Source organism: Virgibacillus halodenitrificans JCM 12304 (genome assembly GCF_001310895.1).
Classification (GTDB): Bacteria; Bacillota; Bacilli; order Bacillales; family Amphibacillaceae; genus Virgibacillus_Q; species Virgibacillus_Q halodenitrificans.
This window is the reverse complement of sequence record NZ_BAZS01000021.1, coordinates 1-16,516: the sequence shown is the minus strand read 5'-3', so window position 1 is coordinate 16,516 and position 16,516 is coordinate 1. Positions and strand designations below refer to the sequence as shown.

General features: G+C 35.7%; 17 protein-coding genes and 1 pseudogene. 8 read left to right on the top strand and 10 right to left on the bottom strand.

The annotated features are described in order from the left end of the window. Nucleotides 1-7: 7 nt before the first annotated feature. The 3 genes from JCM12304_RS11665 to JCM12304_RS11660 form a co-directional block, all read right to left on the bottom strand. Nucleotides 8-1,243, bottom strand: a complete 1,236-nt coding sequence (locus tag JCM12304_RS11665) for an MFS transporter (RefSeq protein WP_019376184.1) — start codon at nt 1,241-1,243, stop codon at nt 8-10. 87 nt (nt 1,244-1,330) lie between these two features. Continuing rightward, a complete protein-coding gene (locus JCM12304_RS20090) occupies nt 1,331-1,561 on the bottom strand; it encodes a phosphatase PAP2 family protein (RefSeq protein ID WP_256200822.1) in 231 nt (76 codons plus the stop codon). Then, nucleotides 1,522-1,971: a phosphatase PAP2 family protein gene (locus JCM12304_RS11660; RefSeq protein ID WP_256200821.1), complete on the bottom strand. Its 450-nt coding sequence runs from the start codon at nt 1,969-1,971 to the stop codon at nt 1,522-1,524. Before JCM12304_RS11660 ends, JCM12304_RS20090 begins: the two co-directional genes overlap by 40 nt. Nucleotides 1,972-2,072: 101 nt before the next feature. On the opposite strand from JCM12304_RS11660, the gene JCM12304_RS11655 reads away from it, so the two are divergent. Continuing rightward, nucleotides 2,073-2,510, top strand: coding sequence for a ferritin-like domain-containing protein (locus tag JCM12304_RS11655; protein ID WP_019376182.1), 438 nt, complete (start codon nt 2,073-2,075; stop codon nt 2,508-2,510). 270 nt (nt 2,511-2,780) lie between these two features. Continuing rightward, nucleotides 2,781-3,950 carry a M20 metallopeptidase family protein gene (locus JCM12304_RS11650; RefSeq protein WP_060680520.1) on the top strand — a complete coding sequence of 390 codons (1,170 nt, stop codon included), beginning with the start codon at nt 2,781-2,783 and terminating at the stop codon, nt 3,948-3,950. Nucleotides 3,951-4,637: 687 nt separating this feature from the next. Here the strand turns inward: JCM12304_RS11650 and JCM12304_RS11645 are convergent. Both JCM12304_RS11645 and JCM12304_RS11640 read right to left on the bottom strand, forming a co-directional pair. Continuing rightward, on the bottom strand, nt 4,638-5,858 hold the full coding sequence (locus tag JCM12304_RS11645; RefSeq protein WP_019376180.1) for an ABC transporter permease: 1,221 nt from the start codon (nt 5,856-5,858) through the stop codon (nt 4,638-4,640). Further along, the gene (locus JCM12304_RS11640) at nt 5,851-6,597 is read right to left on the bottom strand and encodes an ABC transporter ATP-binding protein (RefSeq protein WP_019376179.1); all 747 of its coding nucleotides are present in this window, start codon (nt 6,595-6,597) and stop codon (nt 5,851-5,853) included. Before JCM12304_RS11640 ends, JCM12304_RS11645 begins: the two co-directional genes overlap by 8 nt. A gap of 577 nt (nt 6,598-7,174) precedes the next feature. Between JCM12304_RS11640 and JCM12304_RS11635 the strand changes: the two genes are divergently transcribed. From JCM12304_RS11635 to JCM12304_RS11625, 3 genes are all read left to right on the top strand, one after another. Next, nucleotides 7,175-7,606: an HIT family protein gene (locus tag JCM12304_RS11635; RefSeq protein ID WP_019376178.1), complete on the top strand. Its 432-nt coding sequence runs from the start codon at nt 7,175-7,177 to the stop codon at nt 7,604-7,606. A 133-nt stretch (nt 7,607-7,739) separates the two neighbouring features. Next, nucleotides 7,740-8,261, top strand: coding sequence for a tryptophan transporter (locus JCM12304_RS11630; protein ID WP_060680518.1), 522 nt, complete (start codon nt 7,740-7,742; stop codon nt 8,259-8,261). Between the two features lie 127 nt (nt 8,262-8,388). After that, nucleotides 8,389-8,754, top strand: a complete 366-nt coding sequence (locus JCM12304_RS11625) for a YtxH domain-containing protein (protein WP_060680516.1) — start codon at nt 8,389-8,391, stop codon at nt 8,752-8,754. Between the two features lie 101 nt (nt 8,755-8,855). Here JCM12304_RS11625 and JCM12304_RS11620 read toward each other — a convergent pair whose 3' ends face one another. The 4 genes and pseudogenes from JCM12304_RS11620 to JCM12304_RS11605 form a co-directional block, all read right to left on the bottom strand. Beyond that, nucleotides 8,856-9,791, bottom strand: a complete 936-nt coding sequence (locus tag JCM12304_RS11620; protein WP_060680514.1) for a glycine betaine ABC transporter substrate-binding protein — start codon at nt 9,789-9,791, stop codon at nt 8,856-8,858. Nucleotides 9,792-9,884: 93 nt separating this feature from the next. Further along, a complete protein-coding gene (locus tag JCM12304_RS11615) occupies nt 9,885-10,787 on the bottom strand; it encodes a glycine betaine ABC transporter substrate-binding protein (RefSeq protein ID WP_019376174.1) in 903 nt (300 codons plus the stop codon). Nucleotides 10,788-10,897: 110 nt separating this feature from the next. Continuing rightward, nucleotides 10,898-11,752 (bottom strand): ABC transporter permease, encoded by an 855-nt coding sequence (locus JCM12304_RS11610; protein WP_060680512.1) that lies wholly within the window; start codon nt 11,750-11,752, stop codon nt 10,898-10,900. Next, a pseudogene (locus tag JCM12304_RS11605) lies at nt 11,742-12,940 on the bottom strand (quaternary amine ABC transporter ATP-binding protein). Before JCM12304_RS11605 ends, JCM12304_RS11610 begins: the two are co-directional and overlap by 11 nt. Nucleotides 12,941-13,288: 348 nt before the next feature. Between JCM12304_RS11605 and JCM12304_RS11600 the strand changes: the two are divergent. After that, nucleotides 13,289-13,771: a GbsR/MarR family transcriptional regulator gene (locus JCM12304_RS11600; protein WP_060680510.1), complete on the top strand. Its 483-nt coding sequence runs from the start codon at nt 13,289-13,291 to the stop codon at nt 13,769-13,771. A gap of 312 nt (nt 13,772-14,083) precedes the next feature. Here JCM12304_RS11600 and JCM12304_RS11595 read toward each other — a convergent pair whose 3' ends face one another. Continuing rightward, nucleotides 14,084-14,428, bottom strand: a complete 345-nt coding sequence (locus JCM12304_RS11595; RefSeq protein ID WP_060680508.1) for a DUF1878 family protein — start codon at nt 14,426-14,428, stop codon at nt 14,084-14,086. Nucleotides 14,429-14,597: 169 nt separating this feature from the next. Here JCM12304_RS11595 and JCM12304_RS11590 point away from each other — a divergent pair, with 169 nt between their 5' ends. After that, nucleotides 14,598-15,146, top strand: a complete 549-nt coding sequence (locus JCM12304_RS11590) for a DUF3267 domain-containing protein (RefSeq protein ID WP_019376169.1) — start codon at nt 14,598-14,600, stop codon at nt 15,144-15,146. A gap of 438 nt (nt 15,147-15,584) precedes the next feature. Beyond that, complete coding sequence (locus JCM12304_RS11580; protein ID WP_019376167.1) at nt 15,585-16,472, top strand: peptidylprolyl isomerase; 888 nt, start codon at nt 15,585-15,587, stop codon at nt 16,470-16,472. Nucleotides 16,473-16,516 lie beyond the last annotated feature (44 nt).

The following is a 16,516-nucleotide window of genomic DNA, read 5'->3' as shown; positions in this document are numbered from 1 at the left end:
TCCTCTTCTATTGTCTTATTTTCAATAGTTGTTTATTTCGCAGATTATATAAAGCAATTAAGGTAATAATTATACCACTACAAACAATGATTGACTGAATCCCCACTCCTGCTGATATTAACAGAGAAGTAGCTACATAAGATACCGGGACTAATCCAGTAGAAACAGTCATTAATAAGCTCATTATTCTGCCGAGCATTTTCTTATCGGTCGTTTTCTGCAGCATAGTTATTAAAGGAATATTGACCAGTTGAAGAATAAACGCCATCATGGCAACTAGACCAGCTGTAAACAGCACTGAGCTGGAAAAACCAATAAAAGTAAAGAGGATGCCTAATACAATTAATCCGCTAACCATCACGTATCCAGGTTTCTTTAAGGTAATAGAAGCTAGAACTAATGCTCCAATTAACGCTCCTATCCCTAGTGAAGTCTCCACAGTCGCCAAGCTAACTGCACTTCCTATAAAGACATCCTTTACAATAATTGGTATCCCCATAGACAACGGACCAGAAAAGAAAAAGTTTAAAATAAAGCCCAAAAATACAATGGACATAATAATTTCATTATTGCGAGCGTACACAAATCCTGCTTTTAAATCCTGCCACGGTGAATGAACCTCTTCCTTATCATCATCCTTTTCCAATCGGATAAGCAGAACTGTAATAGAGGCTAGGAATAAAAACAAGAATGCGGCGATAAATACACCTTTGAACCCTAATACCGCAATCAATGTACCTCCTAGAGCAGGACCAAGAATTGGGCTAATTTGACTTGTCATTTGAATGAATGAATTACCTCTCTGCAACTGTTCCTCTTCCAAAATCATTGGCGTTAAGGAGTTAAGAACCGGATAACTGAAAGCATCTGAAATCCCAAAACAAGCTGCCAGTATTATTAGATGCCAAGCCGTAACCATATCAGCAAAAAGAAGAACTACTAATACTAATATAAGTAGTGCGCGAGTCATATCGGATAAAAATAGTATCAACCTTTTATTAAAGCGATCAGCAACAACTCCCCCAACAGTTAGCAATAATAACCTTGGTATGGAGGCAGCAATAAAAAGCATACCAAAATAAAAACGATTATCATTTAAAGTTAACATCAACCACTCTGCCCCAATTAAATATACATAATATCCTGGAGAAGAAAATAACGCACCAATAAAGAGAAATAAAAAATTACGATTTTTAAATAGAGACGATTTTCCTTTTGTTATATCATTTACCGTTGCATCCATAAGATGGCCCCCTCATATTATTCTATATTCAGTCTACCTTGGTTTTTTAATAAGAAGAACCACCTTAAGCATGCTTTTTCCTCCGCCCTAAGACCGAGACCTCCTCTTCGCGATTGCCTCGTAGATATAGATCAGAGCGATCAGACAAAGGTAGCCAATAATGAAACCGGCAACCACATCTGTCAGATAGTGAACGTTTATCACATACCGACTCATCCCTATAAGGAAAATCAATATTGCCAACGAACTATGAACAACTATTTTACCTCTTTTTGTTTTTAACAGTGCTGCAATAAAATAGCTAAGAGGCCATAACACACAATGGAAATCATAGCATGACCAGAAGGGAAACTGTGCCCCTCCGCATTGGCTGCAATTAAAATGCTAGGCCTTTCTCTTTCAACTAGCCCTTTAATCAACTGATTTAATAAATGAGTGCCGAGTGTACCACCAGCAAAAATAATAGGAGGAAGCCAATCATAATATTTCCACCATAAAAACAAAGCAATAATAATAACAAATGGAATTAAGAACGTACTGGACCCCAATTCTGTTAACCAACGCGCAATCGTATAGAACACTGTTTCATCCATTTGTGCAACAAGATCTCTTGTCCATTGATCAACATAAGGAACAGACCCATTTAATATTTTCACTACCCATACTGCTATCATAGCGAGAAGCAGAACCATAAAGATAAACAAAATGTATTTTCTCTTTGACACCATTTAAATCCCTCCATCTGATATATTACCCGACTTCATGTTTCAAAAAAACAAAAGAGGGAAACATTATTATATACACAAAATAATTAAAGGTGGGATACAGAATGGATAAAGACTTACAGGAATTAATTGATGGTTTAAATGAAGATCTTGCTCATGAGTATGGTGCAGCAATTCAGTACACATACAGTGCTTCTGTGGTTTCAGGACTATATCGTTCTGCACTAAAACCTTTTTTTGAAGCAGAAATTAATGATGAATTAGGACATGCACTTTACTTATCAGAAAAAATTAAATCTCTTGGTGGCACTCCTACAACCAAGTCTGCTGATGTGCCACAGCCTTCAGATGTAAAAGATCTGCTGGAAGCTACATTAAAAGCCGAATCAGATACCATTGATCGTTATGAAAAACGAAAAAAACAAGCAGAAAATCTTGGGTATACAGAGTTAGTAGTGAAGTTGGAAGACCTCATTTCTGATGAAACACATCATAAGGAAGAAGTTCAACGTCTATTAGCAGATCCAAGACTTTCTCAATAAATCGATAAAGGGTGCCTATAATGGCATCCTTTTTTTGTTCTAATACATATGATTAGAATAACCACTGATTCGCAGTTCCTTCTTACTATGAATGTATGTCCTTTTAATGAAAAATATCATTCTAAGAAGAATAGTGGCAATTGTTCCCACTGCACAATTTAATGCCAATACTTCTATCTCTTCCTGCATTATGTTAGAAAAAATAACATCATTTTATATTCTTAAATGTTATAATAATTAGAAAGTAAAGTCTAGAGGAGGTTTTTATTTTTGTTAAAAGAAATACATACACTGATAGACCAGCATTATGATGAAATGGTGGAAATACGCAGATACTTGCATCAACATCCAGAGCTTTCCTTTCATGAAACAGAAACAGCTAAATATATTGCCAGCTTTTATGATGAGCTTGGTATCCCATATGAGACAAATGTTGGCGGAAATGGAGTCATTGCTACATTAAAAGGTGGTAAACCTGGTAAGACAATTGCATTACGTGCAGATTTTGATGCTTTACCTATTCAAGATGAAAAGGATGTACCTTATAAATCAAAAGTGCCGGGTGTGATGCACGCTTGTGGACATGACGGGCATACTTCGACCTTGCTTGTACTTGCAAAAGTAATGAAACGTTGCCAAGAAGATTTACCAGGCACTATTGTCTTTCTACATCAACATGCAGAAGAATATGCGCCAGGTGGTGCCAAACCTATTGTGGATTCAGGAGCTATTGATCATGTAGACGCTATATTTGGCACCCATTTATGGGCAACCACCCCTTTGGGAGTTATGCAAACCTCCAAGGATGTATTTATGGCTGGTGCAGATCGTTTCGAAATAACTATTCAAGGACAAGGTGGACATGGTGCCTATCCTCATGAAACAAAGGATGCTATAGTTATTGGATCACAGCTTGTTAGTCAATTACAACAAATTGTAAGTAGAAGGCTGGATCCTTTGCAAACTGCAGTTGTAACTGTAGGGGTATTTGAAGCAGGGGAAACATTTAACGTTATTGCAGATAAAGCAAGGTTAATTGGAACGGTGCGATATCTTGATATAGAAATACAGAAAGAAATTATTCATGAAATGGAAAAGATTATTAAAGGAGTTTGCCTTAGTCATGAAGCAGATTATAAATTTAATTATGAAAAAGAATATCCCCCGTTAGTTAACCATGCGAAGGAAGCAGAAGTCGTGTTGGAAGCGAGTAGACAAGTAAAGGAAATCCATACAGCCGAAGAAGTTATCCCAGTAATGGGTGGAGAAGATTTTGCTTACTATACAATGAAGAAACCTGGAGCCTATTTCTTTACAGGTGCTCATAAAGAAGGAAATCCCTATCCGCATCATCACCCAAAATTTGATATTGACGAACGTGCTCTTCCTATCGCTGCCAAAACGCTGATCGAGGCGTATTTTGCATATCAATCGCAATAAAAATAAGAAAGAGGTTCTACTGCAAATATTGGGTACAAACGTATTTAGTTATTTCATAGTTGGAGGAAAATGCGACCTAACTTGGCTTATAAAAATGCTCAGTGAAATATTTGAGAAGAAGCGCTCCATTGATTTCCGTTGCATGTGGACGCTTTCCACTCCAATCAATTTGTATGAGCTTTAATATTTCACATGCAAAGTGGGCTTTTCACTTGTCTTTGACGATGTTAATCGAGCTTTTTACACCTAACACTAAAGTCATTCATTGCTAAAAAAGCAAAACTAAGCGGAGGAAAATACGAAGACTTCTGGGGGAGATAAGGCATAGGTGAGACCCCGGAATGCGTTAGCATGAGGAGCTCATCAGCCGGCCCCGAAAAGCGCAGTATTTTCCGTAGCGATGGTAAAAACAGACTCAATATTTAAGCGAGCTTTTCAGCATACCATAACAAAGTTACTTCGCAGTATATCCATTTTCCGTATTATTGAATAACCCCAATATATATTAGAACCGAAAAAGAAGTAAAACATATAAGTAAAAAGCCGAACTGTACACTGAATAAATAGTATCAGTTCGGCTTTTCATGTTTTTGTCCGCTCGTGCAAAACTTAACGATTAGGGTAACTTACTGCAATTATTTGTCTCTACGAAATATTGTTTCGTTTAACTTCTTCCCAACTATACGATTATTGTTTCGCCGCTAATTTTCCACTGACATAGCCATTAATAAACAAGTAATTGAAAAGAGTTCCTCCTATTAATGTCACAAAAAACCCAATATAAGCTTGCATAATTAACAATAACAGGGAAAATAAAACAGTTTGAATAAAGCCCAGCTGAAATAACAATTTTACGATTGCTTTTTTACGTAGACTTTCTTCAACCGGGTATAATTCAGGCCATATGATTGTTCGGTGATGCTGATACAATGACATCATCTGGAAACTGCTCAAATACAAAAATAATATTGCAAAAAGAATTTTCATCCACAGATTCGGAATATAGTATATAAATAACCCGCCTATAACAAGTAGTCTGAAATACATTCCCATATAGTCTCCACTACGCACAAAAGTAATACGGTATAAATAATCAAATGTATTTTTTTGTGTAAAAGGAACCTTGCTAACTAACGAAACAAGCCATTGTCTTTTTTTAATTGGTGTTTTTATATGTGGAACATCTGCAAACATATTGGCCAAGCGGTAAAATGTCTGCATTCTGTTCTGATCTTTTTGTACTAAAAGATCCCACAAGACACCTGCATGTTTTTTTGACAAGCTGTAATCATAAAAGAAGACAATAATAAACAGCAGTGTAGCAATGCCCGCTAAAATCATATTGCCATTGATGAGGAAATAAAAAACTGCCATATTCAATAGTACACGAACAAATAAATCTAATTGTCTCATCTGAGGTTCTCTAACCTTCAACATCCACCAGTTTGCAAGTAAATTCCATATCTTAAAAATAAGTAACACAACAAAAGATAGTAAGTAAAACGTGATGTCACGATCAGTATATGTTGCAAAGTATAATGGGCCAAATGCCGCAGTTATGAGAAGAACAAGATAGAGTTGAATAACAAAGCTGTATATGAGCGCATTTCGAAAATAAGCTTGCATTTTATTCTCTGCAGCGATTAAAAAAACGAGATCTGGCTCTTTTAACAATGTACGCACAGGACTATAACTTACTATTCCTCCAAAAACGATTCCCATTAGAAGTGCAGTGGGAAAATTTGCAGGAAGCTGTGTAAGTGCCTGCTGGTAGTAATAGGCAAGTGCTGAAACGAAAAAAAGCATAGCAAAAGCGATATGGCCGTTAAATATATAACGTAAATAACGACTTGTCTCTTTTAAATGTGCAGAAAAACGTTTCATGAAAAATGTGTGTGAATCAAACATGATGATCTTCTTCTTTCGTTAATTGGACATATATATCATCCAGTGTGGCTTTTGGCATATTAAAGCTTTCCTGTAGCTCGTGCAAAGTTCCCATTGCACGGATTTCCCCATCATGAAGAATAACAAAACGATCACAATAACGCTCTGCTGTAGCTAATATGTGGGTGGACATTAAGACACCTGCACCTTTGTCTTTCATTTCCCCCATTAATTGCAGGTAGGATTGAATCCCAAGTGGGTCAAGGCCAACAAAAGGCTCATCAACAATGTATAAAGATGGTTCGATTAAAAATGCACACATGATCATTACCTTTTGACGCATCCCCTTAGAGAAATGAACCGGAAACCATTTTAACTTTTTCTCCATACGAAATTCTTTTAAAAGTGGTTGTAATCTTTGCTCAAATACGTCCTCTGGAATATCGTAAGCCATTGCAGTAAGCTGCAAATGTTCATACAAAGTCAACTCATCATATAGGATCGGCATTTCAGGAATATAGGCAAATTGATTCCGATAAGTTGAAGGATTTTCGGAAAACGTTTTGCCTTTTATGGAAACAGAGCCCTTTTTTGCATGCATTAGCCCAATAATGTGTTTAATTGTTGTACTCTTTCCGGCTCCATTCAACCCAATTAAACCTACTATTTCATTTGGTTTCACTTCAAACGATATACCGTGCAGTACATTTTTATGTGTATATCCACCATGTAATTTATCAATATGTAACAATGCTTCCACAATATTTCCTCCTCCATAATTACGTATAATTTTATCATTACTTAAGAATAAAGCCAAAACAAACTATGTAAGTAATTATGACAAAATTTTTCTCTTTTATATGTATAAATACAATTTTCGAGAACAAACTAGATAATGAAGATCAGGGGATGAACATTTCGTGTTAACCACAAATGAGGTGTTAGCGATCGAGCAACTAATGTAATTAATTTCGTGTAAAAAATACACAAAATGAGGTGTTAGTGATCGGTACTCTAATATAAGATTTGTGAAAACAACACAAATGAGGTGTTTCCGAAAGATAATCTAATGAAATAAAACCCTTTTGCCAGAACTCATCTCTCCGTAAGGGATGCTGACAAAAAGGTTTTTGTAATCAAATGTTAAGTGGCCAATGCGATTTAACGATTGTATTACGAGTCCCCGCGTTAGTATTATCATTCCCCTGTTCTTCTTAAAGCAGGCCAGTTCATCTAATGGACTGGTCCTGTTTATTTTGACTTTACACCATCTTCCTATATACAATATAGATAAGTATAATTAGACTTCAAACAATAAAATAAGGAGTGGTGAATGGATGGCTCATGAAGATTGCATTTTCTGTAAGATATTAAATGGTGATATTCCTTCCGCGAAAGTATATGAAGATGAACACGTTTACGCATTTTTGGATATCAGTCAAGTAACAAAGGGACATACATTGGTAATTCCTAAACAGCATACGAAAAATATCTATGAAACACCTCCAGAAGTTGCAAAGGAACTTTTTGCTCGTATACCTCAAATTGCAAACGCGATCAAAAACGTGTATAAACCCGTAGGTATGAATTTATTAAATAATAATGAGGCACCAGCTGATCAATCCGTTTTTCACTTACATATTCACATCATTCCAAGATACGGAGAAGATGACGGTTACTCATCTAATTGGACAGTCCATGCTGATGATTACACATCCGGTGAGTTACAAAAAATTGCTGGGGAAATTCACTCGGCTATTGAACAATAACCATGTATCTGAAAATTTAGTACTTTTTATTTAGAAGAATATTTGTTATAATAAATGTACGTTTCCGCAGCTGACAACAGTGTACAGTTGGGATTCTAATAGCACAGAAGAGCTGAGAAGAGGAGAGGTATAAATGAATACGAGGATTATGGTAATTTTGTCACTGTTTGTAGGGATAGGTGCTGTATTGCACGCAGTTGTTCCGCCGATTTTATTTGGGGTCAAGCCAGATATGCTTCTGTCGATGATGTTTTTAGGTATCATTTTGTTTCCTAAACCAAAGTATGTTGCACTACTGGCAATTGTAACAGGTGTTATTTCTGCACTAACCACTTCAGCCCCCGGTGGACAAATTGCTAATTTGATTGACAAACCTATAACAGCATTTGTATTTTTAGCATTGTTTTTATTGGTAAAGAATAGAGTGAATATTAACCTCACCGCGCCTGCATTAACCGCTATAGGCACAATGGTTAGTGGAGCAGTGTTTTTAAGTGTAGCTCTGTTTATTGTTAACCTTATGGATGGTGGGTTTATAGCACTATTTTTGACAGTTGTACTCCCAGCAGCAGCTTTAAATACAATTATTATGCTTGTGGTTCATCCAATTGTCCAAAGTATAATGAAGCGATCCCAGCCAATTACAGTTACATGAAATAGTTAAAATTAAATCCTCTGGCATGGGTATGTCAGAGGATTTTTTTAAGATACATGTTTGCATGTTTGATCATGGTAAAATAAGTGAAAAAGATTTACGAAGCGTTAGAAAGGAGAGAGATGGTATGGCAAATGGAAAGTCATTGTTATTAGGACTCATGGTTGGAGGTGCTATTAGTGCAGCTGCGACTCTTCTTACTACGCCGTCATCAGGAAAAGATTTACGCGGCCGTGTAAAAGATCAGGGTTTTGAATGGAAAGACATGATAGCAAATCTTAAACAGGATGGGTTACGTTTAAAAGAGCAACTTACAGAAACCTCTAAAGAAGGTGCTGCTTTAATTAAAGAATTGACACAGGAAATGAAAAAATCTGTAGAAGAATGGAAGCAAACAGTAGAACCACATCAGGAAAACATCCATCAGTATTTAGAACAAATTGAAACAAGCCTTATGGACCTTGAAGAAAAAGTAAAAAGCCAACAGGCCTAAGTTATTAAGTTGTACTGTTCGTGTAATAGAACATAATAAAGTTAAAACTATATACTTTATTAACTAAAAAAGCTGCCGATTCAACGGCAGCTTTTTTTATATTAGTTTGCTGGTTCTAGATCTTCTATAGATTCAATATCCATATAGGATGGAACAACAAGACCTATTTTTGCTCCTTCTAGATTCGCACCCAGATCATCAAATTGGTCACTATATTTATCATAAAAATCTTTATGTGTGATTGGCATCCAGGCTGCAAGTGTAGCATCACCGTCTCCATTCGCAATAGATTCAAATACTACTGCAACATCTACAGGGGTAACAGTTACATCATAGCCAAGCTGCTCTAATGCAATCTTAACCACATTGGAAGAAGCTCTTTCTGAGTCCCATGGAGTAGATACGAGCTCAATAGACTTTCCATCTACTTCTTCGACCCCATCCTTCCATTCATCGACTCTATCTTGATTCTCTTCCACCCAACGTTCTGCCGCAACTGCGACTTCTTCATCATTTTCCTTTGCATCATACATGATACCTTCCATATCTTCTACCTTCCAGTTAAATTGATCAAGTAGCTTATATGCATTTGGCATATCTTCTTTAAGTCCATTTCTAGTTAATGTCTTAATAACTTCCTTCCCACCATAAATACCTTTTGGATCTTCTAAGTATTTCATATCAGGATACTTTGCAAACGTCCAATGTGGGTTCCAGCCAGTTATTATAATTGGTTCCTCATTTTCGATTGCTTTATCAAGCTCGGATGCCATAGCTGCAGTGGAAGAATAATTAGCAGTCCATCCTTTTAAAGAATCATATTCTTCAATTGCTTTGTCAGTAGTTACACTGATACCAGCACCTGGCTCAATTCCAGTAATCGTATAATTCACTTCTTCACTATAGTTCGTTTCTTCATTTGAGTCAGCCCCATCATTGCTGGCACTATCTTTTTCATCTGAACCACAAGCAGACGAAACAAATAGAAAAGCAATGCTTATTGTGATAAATGTTAATTTCCAACTACTTTTTATCATCTAATTTACTCCACTCCTTCTTTTCTTATGTAAGACAAGGCCGGATAAATGATATGTTCGTTTATCCGGCCTTGATATTTTGTACCATGTATATTATTCAGCTGCTTTTACCCACTCATCAACCTTATCCTGATTATCTTTAATCCAATTTGCAGCAGCTTCTTCAGGATCTGTTCCATTTTGGATATCTAGCATAACACTTTCGATATCAGCCGGCTCCCAATGGAACGCATCCAAGATCTTATAAGCCTTTGGCATATCTTCTTTTAAGTCTTTACGTACCATTGTTTTAATTTCTTCTGCTTCGCCATAAACTCCTTTTGGATCTTCCAAGTATTTAAGGTCATACTTTTGGAATTTCCAGTGTGGGGACCAACCAGTAACTACAATGTCTTCCTCATTTTCAACAGCTTCACCTAAAGCAGTTGCCATTGCACCACTAGAAGATGTTTTAACTTCCCAGTCAGCTAAATTATCATACTCTTCAGTTGCTTTCTCAGTTGCTTTCACGACTCCTGCACCTGGTTCAATTCCAGTAATTGTTTTGTCTGCTTCATCACTAAGATCTTCGATTGAACTTACATCCATATACTCAGGCACAACCATACCTATTTTAGCACCTTCCAAGTTTGCTCCAAGATCTTCTAAATCAGATTTATGTTGTTCATATAGATCACCATGAGTACCAGGTAACCATGCTGCAACCATTCCATCTGTTTCATTGTTTGCTACAGATTGCCACATAACCGCATTATCAAGCGGTGTGATCGTTACATCAAAGCCTTCATCTTCCAGTACTTGCTTTACCACATTGGTGGAAGCTACTTCTGTATCCCATTCCACATAAGCTAGTTCAATTTCTTTATTTTTTTCATCAGATGAACCACTATCAGCAGAATCCTCTGATCCTTCTCCATCTGATCCGCATCCTGCTGCTACTAATGATAAAGACAATCCAGCAGCAATACCGAGTTTTTTCCAGTCAAATTTAAACATTACTAATTACTCCCCTTCGATATTTTTTATAGAATCTTTTAATTAATAGGTGTGAGTTTCTCTTAATTCTTGAAGACTCTTTTTTCAACCATTTAATTAAAAGTTATTCATTAATTTTTTTTGGAATTTGCTGTTTGTGTAAATCGATCAATAATAATTGCCAGAATTACTATTCCAATCCCAGCGACAAATCCTGAACCTACTTGTGCACGTTGTAAGGCAGAAAGAACCTCTCGCCCTAAACCTGGCGCTCCAATCATGGACGCAATAACCACCATGGAAAGTGCAAGCATAACTGTTTGGTTTATACCGGCCATAATTGTTTGTTTTGCCATAGGTAGTTCAACTTTAAATAACTTTTGTGAACCAGTACTTCCAAATGCGTCTGATGCTTCTACCAATTCACGAGATACCTGCCGTATACCCAAGTTAGTAAATCTTACAGTTGGTGGTGTTGCAAAAATCAGTGATGCAAAAACTCCTGGTACCATACCAATACCAAAGAATGCTACAGCTGGAATCAAATAAACAAACGCAGGCATTGTCTGCATAAAATCTAAAATTGGTGTAATAATTGCTTCAGCTATTTTAGATTTCGACATAAGAATACCTACAGGCACACCAACAATCACTGATAAAATACTTGATAATAGCACCAGTGTAAAGGTGCTCATTAATTGTTCCCATAGACCCTGGTTATAAATTAACCAGAGACCTACAACACTAAATGCAGCTAAACCAAACTTCTTTCCAGTCAGGAAAAACGCCAGAAGTGCAACAATGATGATAATAATTACAGGAGGTATAACACTTAACGTTTCTGAGGTCCACTCCATCAAACTTCCGAAATGTTCCTTAATTGGTTCAAATAAAAAGGAAAAAGTTTCTGTAATACTGTCCGTAAGCTTTTCTGTTCCCTCAGCAATAGCTATCTCTGGGATAAAGTCCAACATATTATTCAGCATCTAAATTCACCTCGCCATCCTGAGAAAGTGCCGCTATAACAGCACCGCGCACAATAATCCCTACTAACTTTCCATCTTCTACAACAGCTACTGGAATAGGTGAATCGTGAATAATACTAAAGATATCATTCATGGAGGTATCTTTTTCTACTCGCGGTATGTCATTCTTTAGAATCTCTTTTAAACTCGTTATTTCTTTTTTCCGAGCTTCTGAAGCATCATCTGCAGTTATATAGCCTTTAAGATTTCTTTGACTATCAATGACGTACATACTGGACAAACCTTCTTCTCTCATTCGCTCCAAAGCTACTCTTGGACCGTGTTTATCCAAATTAACAGTTTCAGGCCTTTTCATAATGTGCTGTGCAGTTAATACCTTGGAACGATCTACGTCCTCAACGAACTTTTCAACATAATCATTTGCAGGGTTTACTAAGATTTCCTCCGGTGTACCAATTTGTACAATTGAACCATCTTTCATCAAAGCGATCCGATCACCTAATCGAAGAGCTTCATCCAGATCATGTGTAATAAAAACAATTGTTTTTTCATGGTAGACTGTAAGTCAATTAACTCATCCTGCATTTCTTTTCGTATGAGTGGGTCTAATGCTGAGAATGCTTCATCCATTAGCAGTACTTCCGGATCGTTCGCTAACGCACGAGCTAGACCAACTCGTTGTTGCATTCCACCCGAAAGCTGGCCGGGAGTCTGATGAATGTATTCTCCTAAACCAACCATTTCAAGTGCTTCTTTTGCCTTTTTTTCCCTTTCTTCCTTGGCTACATTTTGAATTTCTAACCCAAACTCTGCATTTTGTAAGATTGTTCTGTGTGGAAATAGAGCAAATTTTTGAAATACCATACTTAACTTCTCTCTACGCACGTTCCTTAAGGATTTCTTATCCATCGTTGCCAGATCTTGCTCATCTATTAGGATATTTCCCTCTGTTGGTTCTATAAGACGGTTTAATAAGCGTACCAACGTGGACTTCCCACTTCCAGAGAGCCCCATAATAACGAAAATTTCCCCTGCCTCTACGGAAAATGAGGCACGATTTACGCCAACTGTATTACCTGTTTCTTTTAAAATATCTTCTTTTGAATATCCTTTATCTAGTAATTTTAATGCTTGCTTTGGGTTTTTCCCAAACACCTTAGATAAATTCTTGGCTTCAATAACCGGCAAAACTTTCACCTCTCTTTTTTTGTTATCTATGCGAATAGCACTACTACTTTTTTATCAGTATTAACACGTAATATGTTAATCACAGGATATATTTCGTAGATTCATAGATGATATGTAAACGAACATCCATAGAATGTACTATATAACTATAAATGATTTATATGAACTGCACAAACTTTAAATTCTATTGATTTTGTTTATAAATTACGTACAGTTTATACTGTACGTACTAAATTCGGCATATGCTTTAAATAACTCTTATTTTCTCCCAAATACTACCTATTTACCTGTTTTTAAAAGTTATTCTTTTAGTGTAACCTTGAAATATCAACGTTTTAGGGGGATTATATGAAGGATTCTCAACTTGAAGAAGTAATGAATAAGATGATAATAGAATTTTCAAAGACGCTTGAGTTATTTGGTTTAACCCCACTTGAATCCCGTCTTTTTGTTTATTTATATCTTACGGATGACCCACTCACTTTGGATGAGATGAGCGAGGCACTTGGTAAAAGCAAAACCTCCATGAGCACAAGTATACGCAGTCTTTTTGATTTAAATCTGGTTACCCGAGTATGGAAAAAAGGGGTGAGGAAAGACTTATACGAAGCTAACTCTCAACTATACAAATCATTTTCTACCATTTATATTAGTAAGTGGCTGGATTCAACAAATCATCATAAGGATACGCTTATGGAAATTCGGCATGAGATTGATTCACCAAAAAAAGCGGCCATTAGTAAGGAAAAAGAAAAGCTTAATAAAAAACTTGATGAAATTATAAATTTTCATGTGCAAATCGAGGGGCTTTTTAACAATATGAAGCAATAATAAGGAATGTTGGAATGAGGAAGTTGGTTTCCAGCAAAACTTGTACACCTATTATAAACATTAATAATAACTTCCAATTACATTAATTTATTGCATTTATACATCCTCAATGAAAAGAACAGGCGCCTTGCTTCTCCCTACATGGTTAAGCATTATTCATAATAGCGATCTTTTATTGCTTAATATCTTGAAGTGGGCCGGTGGAGCTAGATATTGTCATGTACATCTATGAACAGTGTAAAGCCAAAAGGGTTCATATTTTATTGCCCAGTAAAAAACGAAGATGACCTCCTTGATTAAGTAAAAAGATGGTCATCTTCGTTTATATTTGTTTTCTTCCTGTTGAATAATTTTTATAAATTCATTCACTAGGTCCTTATATATTCCCTCTTGACTTAAAGCATAAATAGTCTCTGTTGGTTCCAATTTTTCATTTAGCATTCCTGCAAATTGAATAAGTAAAGAACTAAAATCAAGCAGACCCTCTTCTCTCTGACTATGATAAATGTCATCTAAACCTTCCAACAGTTTAATTAATTCTGTATACTCCGGATTCGTTATATTTCTTTCCATAATCAATCTTGTAAACGGATATTTTCTCATATCAATTATTCTTGAAATCAGGCTAAGATGGAATTCCGCCAACCCCTTGCACATCAACTAATAGCCCCCTTTTTCATTCCTATTTTTAAGCCCTTCATTTTTTATATAAAATACTTTAAAAAATCTTTATAAAAAAGTTTATAAAAAACTATTGATTTTTTAATGTAATCATACTATCATTCATATGGATTAAACATCAGAGAATGAAATGGAGGGGTCAAAAATGAACTGCTGGAAATCAATTAATCTTACAAAAGAATTTGGAACAAACCGAATAAATATTGTCTCATTTTTGATCGGTCTGTTGTCGTTTATATTTCTCTATGTACCAATCTCGATTATTCAAGGTAGTACACATGTAAATGATATAGGTCTATTTCCCCTTTTAGTAGGGTTGATTGTCTTACCAACCATTCACTCGTTTATGCATATTTTACCATTGTTTTTTATGAATAAGCGATTAAAAATTATAAATAAACGAAAAAAAACTATTTTACCTGTTTTTACCTATTATACGAAATTGCATTTAACAAAGAAAGTTTCACTGCTTGTCGCAATTACGCCGACTATCTTTGTTACTGTGCCGGGCATTGTCGCTAGCTATATATTTAAAGATTATTCCGTTTATATTTTGTTATTTACTGCAGCCCATATTGGAATTTCTTTTATAGACTATCTTTATATGATTCATATTATTAAAGCACCAAAGGAAGCATATATTGAAAACAGTGCCGATGGTTTTGATATTTTAATAAAAGCTCCTCACCCATAAGGATCTGGTCCATTAAACCAGATCCTTTTTCTTATTTAACAGAAAATATTTATCAAATACTGTTCATCATCCTAATCTTTTGATAAAGTTAAAAATATACTGTGTAATCATAAAGAGATAATGTAGACAGAAGGGGGTTTTCTTATCTTTATACTTTTTCTTTTCTATGCAATGATTATTTTATTTATATTTAATGCATTAACTCATAAATTTTGTGTAAAAATGGAACTGGAGACGTTAAAGCAGAATAAGGTCTTTCGAGTAATTAATGTAATGGTAGTCGTACTTCTTGTATGCTCATATGTTCGTGTTCTGAACGCAATGATATAGCATGAATAAGACGACCTTAAAAGTAACATAGGACTATGTTTTTCACACCATAATATGGTATATTTATCAATAGCATATTACATATGCAATATGATTAGGAGTGTTTAGATGAAAAAATTAGTAATCGCTGTAACATTAACAGCAGGAGTGTTTTCATTAGCAGCGTGCAGCTCTGATGGATCAGATTCAAAAACAGTCGTAGAAACTAGTGCAGGAAATATATCCAAAGAAGATTTTTATCAAGAATTAAAAGAAAGAAATGGGGAAAATGTACTTCAGGAAATGGTTACTGTTAAAGTACTGGAGGACAAGTATGACGTTAGTGATAAAGAAGTCGACAAAGAACTGAAAAAAATGAAGGATCAACTAGGCGACCAATTTGAAATGGCACTTCAACAACAAGGGTTTAAGGATGAAGACCAATTTAAAGAAGTATTACGTGTCTCCTTATTACAAGAGAAGGCACTTGCTGATGGTGTAGATATTAGTGAAAAAGAAATGAAAGAAAAATATGATCGTATGAAAACAGAGTTAAAAGCACAGCATATTCTCGTAGAAGATGAAGAAACTGCCAAAGAAGTAAAGAAGAAGCTTGATGATGGTGGAGATTTCGCTAAGCTTGCAAAGGAATACTCTACAGATGGTTCTGCTGAAAATGGCGGAGATTTAGGATGGTTCTCTACTGGTCAAATGGTTCCTAAATTTGAAGATGCTGTATACAGCATGGAAAAAGGGGAAGTAAGTGATCCAGTTAAGACAGAACACGGTTACCATATTATTAAGCTAAATGACAAACGAGAAAAAGAAGATTCAGTTGGCGAATACAAAGATGTAAAAGATGATATCCGTCGCCAGATTCTTAACGAAAAAGTAGATCCAACTAAAGCACAAGAGAAAATTAATAAGTTAATTGATGATGCTAAAGTAGATGTAAAAATCGATGAGTTTGAAGGCATGTTCGATAAAGAAGAAGAAAAAGAAGAAGCAAAGGGTTAATTACATGAAATGGGCTGATACATATCGTATCAGCCCTATTTTAT

Bases quoted from the DNA above. Each gene is read 5' to 3' on its own strand.
- JCM12304_RS11590 (WP_019376169.1), top strand. From the start codon at position 14,598: ATGAACTGCTGGAAATCAATTAATCTTACAAAAGAATTTGGAACAAAC.
- JCM12304_RS11635 (WP_019376178.1), top strand. From the start codon at position 7,175: ATGGCTCATGAAGATTGCATTTTCTGTAAGATATTAAATGGTGATATT.
- JCM12304_RS11620 (WP_060680514.1), bottom strand. From the start codon at position 9,791: ATGATAAAAAGTAGTTGGAAATTAACATTTATCACAATAAGCATTGCT.
- JCM12304_RS11580 (WP_019376167.1), top strand. From the start codon at position 15,585: ATGAAAAAATTAGTAATCGCTGTAACATTAACAGCAGGAGTGTTTTCA.
- JCM12304_RS11610 (WP_060680512.1), bottom strand. From the start codon at position 11,752: ATGCTGAATAATATGTTGGACTTTATCCCAGAGATAGCTATTGCTGAG.
- JCM12304_RS11655 (WP_019376182.1), top strand. From the start codon at position 2,073: ATGGATAAAGACTTACAGGAATTAATTGATGGTTTAAATGAAGATCTT.
- JCM12304_RS11645 (WP_019376180.1), bottom strand. From the start codon at position 5,858: ATGTTTGATTCACACACATTTTTCATGAAACGTTTTTCTGCACATTTA.
- JCM12304_RS11625 (WP_060680516.1), top strand. From the start codon at position 8,389: ATGGCAAATGGAAAGTCATTGTTATTAGGACTCATGGTTGGAGGTGCT.
- JCM12304_RS11600 (WP_060680510.1), top strand. From the start codon at position 13,289: ATGAAGGATTCTCAACTTGAAGAAGTAATGAATAAGATGATAATAGAA.
- JCM12304_RS11630 (WP_060680518.1), top strand. From the start codon at position 7,740: ATGAATACGAGGATTATGGTAATTTTGTCACTGTTTGTAGGGATAGGT.
- JCM12304_RS11615 (WP_019376174.1), bottom strand. From the start codon at position 10,787: ATGTTTAAATTTGACTGGAAAAAACTCGGTATTGCTGCTGGATTGTCT.
- JCM12304_RS11660 (WP_256200821.1), bottom strand. From the start codon at position 1,971: ATGGTGTCAAAGAGAAAATACATTTTGTTTATCTTTATGGTTCTGCTT.
- JCM12304_RS11595 (WP_060680508.1), bottom strand. From the start codon at position 14,428: ATGTGCAAGGGGTTGGCGGAATTCCATCTTAGCCTGATTTCAAGAATA.
- JCM12304_RS11665 (WP_019376184.1), bottom strand. From the start codon at position 1,243: ATGGATGCAACGGTAAATGATATAACAAAAGGAAAATCGTCTCTATTT.